This is a genomic window from uncultured Corynebacterium sp., from assembly GCF_946998835.1.
Lineage (GTDB): Bacteria > Actinomycetota > Actinomycetes > Mycobacteriales > Mycobacteriaceae > Corynebacterium.
Genome location: NZ_CAMQAZ010000048.1, coordinates 1 through 10,261 on the forward strand (window position 1 = coordinate 1; position 10,261 = coordinate 10,261).

Consider the following 10,261-nt stretch of genomic DNA (forward strand, 5'->3'; position numbering starts at 1 on the left):
ACCACAGCATCGATGGTGGCGGACTCTTCCTCGGAGAGGTGTTCGGTGGACACGCGGCCTTCCACCAGGGCCTTGTCGGCGCCGGTGCGCACGCGGCCGGCGTCGGCACGCGCGCCACAGAGCAACTTGAGGCTGGTGACCACCATGGTCTTGCCCGCGCCAGTTTCGCCTGTGAGTACGGTCAGGCCTGGGCTGAATTCAAGCGTCGCATCGGGGATTACGCCGAGGTCGCGGATGGAAATCTCAGTCAGCATGGCGCTTGCAATCAGTCCTTCCCTTGAAGTGTCGGGTCTTGTCTGCCGTGTTTAGGGGCTATTGAGCTTCGGCGGGGCCGCGCCACCCGGACGTCGGCAAGCGGAACTTGTGCACCAGACGATCGGCGAACGGCTGCTCGTCCAGACGCACCCAGCGCACCGGCTGCACGCCACGCTCGATTTCGATGCGGCTGCCCGGAGGCATAGAGATATTGCGGAAACCATCGAGCACCGCAACTGCCTCGGCGGTGTCGTGGTTGGTTTCAATGGCGATGGTCGAATGCGGGGAGATCACCAGCGGGCGGGAGAACAGCGCGTGGGCGTTATTGGGCACGACCAGCATGGCGTCGAGTTCCGGCCAGAGCACGGGCCCACCTGCGGAAAAGGCGTACGCGGTGGAGCCTGTCGGCGTGGAAATTAGCACGCCGTCACAGCCGTAGGAACTCACCGGGCGGCCATCGACCTCCAGGATGACATCCAGCACGCCGCGGCGGTTAACGTTTTCGATGCTGACTTCGTTCAGTGCCCAACCCGAGCCAATTACGCGGCCGGTGGTGTCACGGACGGTGGCGCGGATGGTCATGCGGTCCTCGATACGCCAGGAACGCTTGATAACGCGATTAATCGCCTCCGTCATGGACTCCTGCTCCCACTCGGCGAGGAAGCCCACGTGCCCCATGTTGATGCCGAGCACCGGCAGATCAGCCGAATGCGCAATATCCGCGGCGCGCAGGAAGGTGCCGTCACCGCCGAGGACGAGGACGAGTTCGCATCCCGACGCCGCTTGCGGGGAATGCCAGTAGCGCGGGTACTTACCAAGCGTTGGGTGCGCGGCCAGTGCCTCCGGGTTCTTACCGGCCAGCACGCGGATATCGATGCCCGCAGCTCCGAGCAGCTCGGCGGCCTCGGCGGCCATTTCCAGGTTGGCGCTACGGCCAGTGTGTGGAACCAGCAGAATCTCGCGCTTGCCTGCGCTGGTCTTGGAGTTGTTAGTCCGTGAGCTAGTCTTCGCGCTGGTCGGTGAGCTCGTTGGTGAGCTGGTCGGTGAGCTAGTCATTGTGCGGCCCCTCCTCGACGGCCTTGGCGATGGCCGCAGCCATAGCCTCATCACCAATATCGCTGGCGCCGCCGTCTTTCACCAGCCACAGGAAGAACTCCACGTTGCCGCTCGGGCCCGGCAGTGGGCTGGCCACAGCCGCTCGGAAGGACAGCCCCAGTGTGCGGGCGTATTCGGCGACTTCTTGGACAACTTCCTGGCGCAGCGCATCGCTGCGCACGACACCACCGGAACCAAGGCGCTCCTTGCCCACCTCGAACTGCGGCTTGACCATCGGCAGCAGGTCAGCGCCCTCGTCGAGGCAGGAGACAATCGCTGGCAGGACCAGCTTCAAAGAAATAAAGGACAGGTCACCAACCATGACATCAGCCGTGCCACCGAGAATCTCAGGTGTTAGCGTGCGGACATTAGTTCGGTCGAGCACAACCACCCGCGGGTCATCCTGCAAGCGCCAAATCAGCTGACCGTAGCCGACATCAACGGCGTAGACGGTCTCGACATCGCGACGCAGACACACATCGGTGAAACCTCCCGTTGAGGCACCGGCATCCAGCACCTTCCGGCCCTTCAAGCCCAGACCCTGCGGCTCGAAAGCTTCCAGCGCTCCGAGCAGCTTGTGCGCACCGCGCGATGCCCAGTTCTCGTCTTCTTCCAGGCCACTGACGCGAATGGACACATCCCCCGTCACCGCAGTTGCGGGCTTGGAGGCAACAAAGCCACCGACCTCCACTCGGCCGGCTTTAATCATATCCACTGCCGCCTCACGGGAGCGAGCAATCTTCCTTCGCACCAGCTCAGCATCGAGCCTGCGCTTAGGGGCTTTCTTTGCCACCGCGTTCACTTTCCTTCCCTGCGTGACGAGCCCAGGGCCTCATACAAAATCTCATGCGCCCGCTCGAATTGCGCGACTCTCTCCTGCGGAGTCGGGGCTGGCGCGGACAGCGCGGCCGCAACCTGCTCCCGGACATCCTCTGGAGTTACCTCGCGTGCACCGGGCATTGCCGCCGGGCTAGGTGCAGGGCCGGGGGCGGGTTTGGGGCCCGGCTTCGGTGCGACCTCACTCATCGGCTATCACATCCGCCAGGCTGCCAGCGCCGCTGCAGCAGCCGGGCCATCCGCACGAACCTGCGCGACCTCCACTGCGCCAGCACGACCAGCCTCAGAGTTCCACACCACATCCACGACCGTCAGCAGCGCCGCCACCGCAGCCTCCGCAGGGTTCGCCAACCGGCGATCTTCCGTGTCACCGCCAGAAAGAACGATGACACCGGCCTCCGCGTCGTCGTAACGCGCGGTGAAACCAGCCTGCGGAGCCGGACGTGCCTGATCTAGCTCACGATTCAGCGCAGTCATATCAGCACCGATGAGCGTCGGTCGGTGCTCAGGCGGCGCCGCGACAACATCCATATGCGTGGAAACTCCCGTGACCACCATAAACGTGTCCATCTTTGCGGCGTTTCCGCCCGCGATGTCGGTATCCAGGCGGTCACCAATCGCCAACGGATTCTTCGCGCCCACGCGCTCCGCGGCCTTAATGAACATCGGCGGCTTCGGCTTACCCGCCGACAGCGGTGCGACACCCGTCGTCGTCGAAATCGCGGCAGCAACCGAACCATTGCCGACCAGGAAACCGCGCTCCGACGGCAACGTCGTATCCAAATTCGACACCAGGTAGCGCGCACCTCGCGACACCGCCAGTGCCGCCTCCGACATCTGCTTCCACGTCATCTCACGGTTGAGCCCCTGGAACACCGCCGCAGGGTTATCATCAGCGGAATCCACGATCGTGTACCCCGCCTCACGAGCCAACTGCCTAAACGACTCCGCCCCCAACACAAAGACGTTCGAGCCCGGCTCAATGACCTCCGCCGCCATCTCAATGGCCGCCTGCGCCGACGTCATCACATCGTCCGCGTGAACGTCATAGCCCAACTCATTGAGCTGATCCGCCACCGTCTGCGGCGCGCGTGAGGCGTTGTTCGTAATAAACACCATCGGCAACGCCGCCTCGGTCAGCCCCTCCAGCGCGTTCGGAATCGCCGCGCCACCTTCGTAAATCGTGCCATCCAAATCCAACAGAGCGGCATCATAGGAAGAAGCGACAGAAGCCATGAGGTGCATTTCTCCTTTTACGAAATAGGAACGCTTTACGACGAATTGTAGATGCGCAGCCGGATTGCGTCAGCGGTGCGTTGGCGGCGGCTAATTACTTGTTCAGCTCTTCGATGCGCTCGCGAGCATCGAGCATCTCGTCGACATCAATCTTGGCGCAGCGGGTAAACCACACCTTGGCATCGTCCTTCCGACCGGCCTCCACCAGCGCGTCAGCGTAAGCGTAGAACAAACGAGCAGCCTCGAAGTCCTCGCGGTCCGGGTTCAGATCCTGGGTCTCCAGCTCAACCAGAGCCTCATCAATCTGGCCCATATCGCGGCGGGCACCTGCGGCGACGATAGCCAGCTCAGTCTTGGACTCGTTGTCCAACTGCTTGGCTTCCTCGGAGCGAGCCAGCTCGATGGCCTTCTCCGGGCGGCCGAGGCCGCGTTCACAGTCAGCCATAACTGCGAGCATGCCCGGGCCACCGGAGATGCGGCGAGCAGCACGCAGCTCAGCTAGAGCTTCCTTCCACTCACCTGCGTGGTACGCGGCGACACCAGCGGTCTCTCGAACGACACCGACGCGACCTGCACGATCCTTCGCTGCACGAGCGTGTTCCAGGGCACGCTTCGGGTCTTCAGCCATCAGGATTGCAGCCATAATCATGTGACGAGCGACCTTGTCGGCGTTGTCCTTAGCCAGGCTCTTCAAATCCTGGCGCACGCTCGGGTCGAGCTCGTCTGCGCGAATGTCATCTGGCAGCTTCGGCTCGTTCTTGCGGGCCTCAATGCGCTCCTCGCGGAAACCTGGGCGCTGCGGGCCAGTGCGGTGCGTACGCTTCTCATCCTGGAAGCGGCCACCACGGTTGGAGCGACGCGGCTTACCACCACGACGGTCGAAGTTGCGACCTCCCTGGCCACCGCGTCCGCCCGGGCCGCGACGCTCGCCACGATCATTGCGGTCGTTGCGGTCGTAACCACGGCCACCGCGCTCATTGCGATCGCCGCGGTTAAAGTCACGATCATCGCGATCATCGCGACGGAAGCCCCGTGAGCCACGGGAATTGCGGTTACCACCGTGACCGCCACGGCCGCGACCACCTGGGCCACCACCCTGTCCACGACGATCGTTGCGGTTGCGGCCCTTAAATCCGCCCTCGCCACGACCATGGGAACGGTTAGACCCGCGGTTTCCGCGATTTTCTCGGCCTTCGCCAGAACGAGGACCTTCGTGCTCAGCCATGAAGTCGGAGCTCCTTATACGTAATGAGAAAAAGAATTTATGTGTTTTTCAGGCTACCAGTAACCCCGGATTGCCTGGTGGTCTACCTAAAAGCCAAACTTTCATATTACTGCTAAGACCTGCCCACATTCCAGCCCAGCAAACGGGCGGTACCTGTGGCCTTCCCCACTGCTTCGGATAAATCCCAGACAGCCAGCCCAACCCAGTCTTCGGTGGTGAACTGCGCGGTGGCGGTGGTTCCCTCGACGCGGAGCTCATGCTCGGCATCCGAAAGCCCGTCTGGCACGGGGAGGTCTGAGCCCAGGGCGTCGTTAAGCAATGCCTTCAGCGCACGGATATTGCCCTGCTCAGCGCGCCGTGCGGCGCGACGGAAAACGGTAAGAGCTTCCTTGGCGGCATCCTCGGGCGTCACGGTGGTGTCGGCGACGAAGTCAAAGAGGCCCTCCTGCTCGAAGGTGGCGGGCTTGGGCGCCTTGAGGTCGGAAGAAGGCGCGGCGGAGGCGGCAGGCGCGGCCTTCGACTGCGAGCTGTTGGCTTGGGCGCGACTACCCGTGCCAGCGAAACCTGGCCCCTCGGGCACGGCAATGCCCTTCTGATACGCAGTGGCGGCAGCGCGGGCGCGCTGATCAGCAGCCTCGTTCATGTCGTGGCCGGAATGGCCCTTGACCCATTCGAGGTGGATATTGCGACCAACGAGCAGCTGGTCGATGTCCTGCAAAATATCAACGTTGAGGACGGGCTTGCCGTCGCGCTTCTTCCAGCCCTTGCGCTTCCACCCCGGCATCCACTTGGTGACGGAGTTAATCACGTACTGCGAATCGCACAGGACGAACAGTGGCTCGTCGGGGATGTGCGCGGTGGCGCGGAGCAGCTCGGCAAGTGCGGTGAGCTCCCCGCGGTTGTTGGTTCCCTCTTTCCATCCGCCGGCAGCCCAGCAGCTGTCGTCGATATACCAGCACCACCCGGCAGGTCCGGGGTTGTGCAGGGCGGAACCGTCAACGGCAGCAGTAATAGTCATGAGGCTAGATTGTATCGGCTGCGCGGGGCCAGCCAGGAATTGCCTTAAGAGCCGTAGCAGGCGACCGGGCCGTGCGGGCCCTCGACGATGTCGATCTGGGTGTTGAAGATCGGGCTTAGAATCTCCGAACGCATCAGCTCCACAGTTGGGCCGTGCTCAACGATCTGGCCGTCCTTCACCGCACAGATGTAATCCGCGTAGCGAGCCGCGAAATTAATGTCATGCAACACCACCACCATGGTGCGCCCCAACTCGCGCACTGCAGTGCGCAGGTGCGACATGATGTCGACCGAATGAGAAATGTCCAGGTTGTTCAACGGCTCGTCGAGAAGCACGTAATCCGTCTCCTGGCAGAGCACCATTGCGACATACGCGCGCTGACGCTGACCACCGGAGAGCTCGTCGAGGTAGCGGCCCTGCAGCGCCTCAAGATTGAGGAACTCAATGTACTTGGAGATGATGCGCTCATCCTCGACGGTCAGCCGCCCCTGGCTGTACGGGAAGCGGCCAAAGCTGACCAGCTGACGCACGGTAAGACGAGTGACGAAGTGGTTGTCTTGGCGCAGGATCGAGAGCACCTTAGCCAGGTCCTTCGACTTGGTCTTGCCCACGTTGTACGGACCGACGTTGATGTCGCCCGAGTCGATGGCTAGAAGGCGACCAATCATAGTCAAGAGCGTGGACTTGCCCGCACCATTCGGGCCGATTAGCGCCGTGATGGAGTTGGAGGGAATCTCCAGGTCAACGGGGCCAATCGACACTTCACTGGTATAGCTCTTGCGCACACTGTCGAGGAGAATCATAGCCGTCCCTTCTTCAAAACGACGTAGAGGAAGATCGAACCGCCAACCAGCTCGATGATGATGGATACCACGCCCTGGGCGTAGAAAACGTGATTGAGAATGAAGTACGCGCCGGCCAACGTGACGTAGCCAATTAACGCCGCCATCGGCAGCACATAGCGGTGGTCATAGGTATCCGCGGCTTGGTAGGCAATGGTCGCGACCAGGAATCCGAGGAAGGTCATCGGGCCAACCATGGCCGTCGACACCGCCATTAGCACCGACACCGCGACCAGCACAGTGATGGACCGAGCCTGGTAATTGACACCCAGATTCGTCGCGACTTCACGGCCCAGCGACATGACATTGAGCGCTTGCGAATGCAGCAGAACTACCACGATTGCTGCAACCACCAACGGAATAGCTACCGGGAAAAACTCTGGATCAGCGTTGTTGACCGAACCGAACAGCCGCGCCGTGAGCAGGTCAAAATCCGACGGTGTGAGCATGCGCTGCATGAACGTCGAAAGGGAAGCCAACCCGCCGCCGATGACAATGCCCACCAGCAGCATGCTGTGCATATCCGCACCCTGCCCGGTCAGCAGCCACGCATACAGCACCAGCGACAGCCCCACCATCAACGTAAGCTGCAGCACAAACGCACCAACTGAACCGGCCTTCATCAGTCCCGTCGCACCGAGGAAGTACACCGCGGCGGTGCTAATAGCCACGTACAGCGCCTCGAAGCCCATGATCGACGGCGTAATAATTCGGTTATTCGCAATCGACTGGAACGCCACCGTTGCGACAGCATGACAGCAGGCAACCACAATCATGGCGATAACGGCATCGAAACGCCGACGCGCGATAAGCCAAAAACCATCTGTGCCGAATGGCAACGGGTTGTCCCACGCGAGCAGGCCTGCGGTAAACAACGTCGCCAAGCCTGCCAGCGCAGCAATGATGATCCAGTACCTGCGCGCCGCAGCGCCCGTGCTAAACGACGTCGTTTGCGCCCCAGCCTGGTTGGTTGCAGCAGTAGTTGAACTGAGATTAAGCACGACGCCGCTCCACAATCAGATAGACAAAAATGGCAGCACCCAGAATGCCGAGAATCACCGATACCGGAATCTCGAACGGAGCGATAATGACGCGGCCAATCAGGTCCGCAATTGTCACGATGCCAATGCCCACCAGGCACACCCACGGCAAGTTGGAACGCAAGTCATCGCCGCGGAACATGGAGACGATATTCGGGACGACAAGGCCCAGGAACGGCAGGTTGCCCACAACGACCGTGACCAGTCCCGTTGCAACGGCAATAAGTCCCGTGCCCAGGAACACAATCCGCCTGTAGTTCAGGCCAACGTTGGTCGCGATGTCCTCACCAAGGCCCGCTACCGTCAGCCGATCGCTGAATACGAAGACGATCGCGACCACAATGACGACCAGCCACAGGAATTCGTACTGCCCCTTGTAAATATCGGTGAAGGAGCCCGCGAACCAGACGCTCAGCGACTGCAGCATGTCTGTCTGCAACGCAAAGAAAGTCGAAATCGAACTGACTACCGCGCCCAGCATGATGCCCACGATGGGCACGACCAGGCTCGACTTCAAAGTGACTCGGCGCAAGAACAGGAAGAACACTGCTGTGCCGATGAAAGCGAAGATAATCGCGCCGCTCATGCGGCCGAGCAACGACGCCGAGGGGAAGAAATACATCACGAAGATCAGGCCAAGCCCAGCCCATTCCGTGGTTCCCGTCGTGGTGGGTTCGACGAATTTGTTGTGCGTAAGCAGCTGCATGACCAGGCCGCACATCGCCATCGCGGCACCAGAGAGCACTAGCGCAATGGTGCGCGGAATACGCGTGGTGGCGAACATCTCCCAGCCGTCGTCGGCGCCCAGGATGTCGTATTGGCCTACAAACAGCGACATAGCCACCAGGACTGCCACAACGGCAATCCCAATGGCTAATCGGGGTTCCAGTAACTTCTGCATAGAGTTGGTGAGGTACTCCTGTGACTGGTCAGAGAACTATTAGGCCTGCTCGAAGGCGTCGGCAAGCTCGTTCAGAATCTCCGTGTACGTGATAATGGACTCGTTGGTGTAAGTGTCCTCTGGGGCGTAGTAAATCTTGCCCTCCTTGACGGCCTTCACGTTCTTCAGCGGAGCAGCTTCCTCGACCACAGACTGTGCCGAGCGGTACTCATCGGTACCACGCACCGAGGTTCCAGCGTCACGGTCAAGCACCATGATGAAGTCCGGGTTCGCCTTTGCGATGGACTCAGCGGAAATCTCATCACCCTGATGATCATCGCTAGCCTTGTCGACCTCCAGCGCCGGCTTCATGCCAATCAAATCAAACAGCGGACCAAAGGTACGGCCAACGGTCGGCGCAATGTAGCCGAGAGTGCCTCCCGACGAGTTCAGCGCCATGACCTTCACATCCGGGTTGTAGGCCTTGCGAGCACGCTCTAGAGCCTTGTCGAAGTCCGCGATGAGCTGGTCGGCTTCCTTCTCCTTACCGAAGACGGTACCCATGCCCTTTGCGTGGCGCTTAAGCTCCTCATCCAGCGGCTTGCCCTCGCGCGGCTCGAAGTCCACGATGGCGGAGTTCGGAGCGAGCTTCTTCAGGTCGTCGTAGTACTTGTCGAAACGCTGACCAGTGACAATCACATCCGGGTCGGCAGCCGCAACGATCTCGAGGTTCGGCTCGCGGTGATTGCCGATGTCCTGAATGTCAGGATTGTCCTTGTAGTCGGAAACTGTGAACGGGATAATCGGCTTAGGAGCTGCGGCCAGCTCAATTCCCCACTGGTTAAGCATCTCGAAAGAACGGTTATCAGTGGCTACAACGGTGTCAATTTCGGCCGGTACAGTCTGCTCACCGTGATTGTCGGTAACGGTTACAGTTGACTCGTTACCTGCAGCTGCAGACTTATCCTCGTTGCCACCATCGGCAGAACATGCGCCAAGAACAAGTCCAAGGCTGGCAACAGATGCAGCTACGATATTGCGAAGATTGCGGACTCGGCCGGAGTTAGAACGCGCCACTTACAGGCATCCCTTCGGTCACAGTAGGATTGTTAAATATGCGTCACGACGACGCCATCACCCAATCGCCTACTTAGGTAATCATTACCCGCGTTACCTTAGCTTAGGGTTCCCTATTTAACAAGTAAATGCGCTGTGAAATTACCGGATATTTAGGGCATGTTTCGAACTTGGATTAGCGTTGGCTAATTTGTACTGGTAGCGACCTGTTTGAAGCGTTCGGTAACGGGGGTAACTGGTGCACTGTCGAACGCAAGCTGCGCACTATCGAAGCATGCTTGGGCCTAGATGAGCGTAGTTGCGAATCCGTTTACGGGTTTTACATGTGAATCAGGGCTGTAAGTATGACGGAGGGGTTGTACGCGCGATTGGAGGCTGTACGTGTAAATACGGGCTGCGAACATGGATACGGGCAGCTGACGCGGATGCGGGCTGCAAATCTGAAACTGTGCGAGTTTATGACACTTTCAAGCCATTTTTCGCGCCATTTCTGACATAAACGCGGTCAGTAACTCGCATTAGAGCAAGCAGCGAAAGGAACCTACCGGGCAATCCGGTAAGAGGACACGCTTTTGTCCATCAACACAGGTAGCCTTGCCGTTGAGCGCCCGAGACTCCGGTAGGTACACCTTCCGCTGCCGACCGGACCAACCCCAGGTGAATCTTGTTTACCCATAGGTGTAAAAAGTGTGGGGCACAGTCACCCACCCCCACAACAACAAGGAGGTAGGCAACCACGCCCCACACACAACAATA

Annotated in this window: 11 protein-coding genes; all 11 read right to left on the reverse strand. The window is 60.2% G+C overall.

What is annotated here, in order from left to right; translation table 11 throughout:
- Positions 1 to 254 (reverse strand): AAA family ATPase (locus Q0U90_RS11015; protein ID WP_297455016.1); only part of this gene is annotated, 254 nt, incomplete at its 3' end.
- 58 nt (positions 255 to 312) lie between these two features.
- Positions 313 to 1,311: an NAD kinase gene (locus Q0U90_RS11020; RefSeq protein WP_297455020.1), complete on the reverse strand. Its 999-nt coding sequence runs from the start codon at positions 1,309 to 1,311 to the stop codon at positions 313 to 315.
- Positions 1,304 to 2,143, reverse strand: a complete 840-nt coding sequence (locus Q0U90_RS11025) for a TlyA family RNA methyltransferase (RefSeq protein WP_297455023.1) — start codon at positions 2,141 to 2,143, stop codon at positions 1,304 to 1,306. The genes Q0U90_RS11020 and Q0U90_RS11025 overlap by 8 nt, the downstream gene beginning before the upstream one ends.
- A gap of 5 nt (positions 2,144 to 2,148) precedes the next feature.
- Positions 2,149 to 2,376, reverse strand: coding sequence for a hypothetical protein (locus Q0U90_RS11030; protein ID WP_297455025.1), 228 nt, complete (start codon positions 2,374 to 2,376; stop codon positions 2,149 to 2,151).
- Between the two features lie 6 nt (positions 2,377 to 2,382).
- A complete protein-coding gene (locus tag Q0U90_RS11035) occupies positions 2,383 to 3,423 on the reverse strand; it encodes an HAD-IIA family hydrolase (protein ID WP_297455028.1) in 1,041 nt (346 codons plus the stop codon).
- A gap of 94 nt (positions 3,424 to 3,517) precedes the next feature.
- A complete protein-coding gene (locus Q0U90_RS11040; protein ID WP_297455030.1) occupies positions 3,518 to 4,648 on the reverse strand; it encodes a hypothetical protein in 1,131 nt (376 codons plus the stop codon).
- 112 nt (positions 4,649 to 4,760) lie between these two features.
- Positions 4,761 to 5,666, reverse strand: coding sequence for an RNase H family protein (locus Q0U90_RS11045; protein ID WP_297455032.1), 906 nt, complete (start codon positions 5,664 to 5,666; stop codon positions 4,761 to 4,763).
- Positions 5,667 to 5,710: 44 nt separating this feature from the next.
- Positions 5,711 to 6,469, reverse strand: a complete 759-nt coding sequence (locus Q0U90_RS11050) for an ATP-binding cassette domain-containing protein (RefSeq protein WP_297455034.1) — start codon at positions 6,467 to 6,469, stop codon at positions 5,711 to 5,713.
- Positions 6,466 to 7,509, reverse strand: coding sequence for an iron chelate uptake ABC transporter family permease subunit (locus tag Q0U90_RS11055; protein WP_297455036.1), 1,044 nt, complete (start codon positions 7,507 to 7,509; stop codon positions 6,466 to 6,468). Before Q0U90_RS11055 ends, Q0U90_RS11050 begins: the two co-directional genes overlap by 4 nt.
- Positions 7,502 to 8,449, reverse strand: coding sequence for an ABC transporter permease (locus tag Q0U90_RS11060; RefSeq protein ID WP_297455039.1), 948 nt, complete (start codon positions 8,447 to 8,449; stop codon positions 7,502 to 7,504). Before Q0U90_RS11060 ends, Q0U90_RS11055 begins: the two co-directional genes overlap by 8 nt.
- Before the next feature lie 39 nt (positions 8,450 to 8,488).
- The gene (locus Q0U90_RS11065) at positions 8,489 to 9,505 is read right to left on the reverse strand and encodes an ABC transporter substrate-binding protein (protein ID WP_297455042.1); all 1,017 of its coding nucleotides are present in this window, start codon (positions 9,503 to 9,505) and stop codon (positions 8,489 to 8,491) included.
- Between the last annotated feature and the right edge of the window lie 756 nt (positions 9,506 to 10,261).

Excerpts from the sequence above, each read along its gene's own strand:
- Q0U90_RS11020 (WP_297455020.1), bottom strand. The coding sequence starts at position 1,311 with ATGACTAGCTCACCGACCAGCTCACCAACGAGCTCACCGACCAGCGCG.
- Q0U90_RS11030 (WP_297455025.1), bottom strand. The coding sequence starts at position 2,376 with ATGAGTGAGGTCGCACCGAAGCCGGGCCCCAAACCCGCCCCCGGCCCT.
- Q0U90_RS11035 (WP_297455028.1), bottom strand. The coding sequence starts at position 3,423 with ATGGCTTCTGTCGCTTCTTCCTATGATGCCGCTCTGTTGGATTTGGAT.
- Q0U90_RS11040 (WP_297455030.1), bottom strand. The coding sequence starts at position 4,648 with ATGGCTGAGCACGAAGGTCCTCGTTCTGGCGAAGGCCGAGAAAATCGC.
- Q0U90_RS11045 (WP_297455032.1), bottom strand. The coding sequence starts at position 5,666 with ATGACTATTACTGCTGCCGTTGACGGTTCCGCCCTGCACAACCCCGGA.
- Q0U90_RS11050 (WP_297455034.1), bottom strand. The coding sequence starts at position 6,469 with ATGATTCTCCTCGACAGTGTGCGCAAGAGCTATACCAGTGAAGTGTCG.
- Q0U90_RS11060 (WP_297455039.1), bottom strand. The coding sequence starts at position 8,449 with ATGCAGAAGTTACTGGAACCCCGATTAGCCATTGGGATTGCCGTTGTG.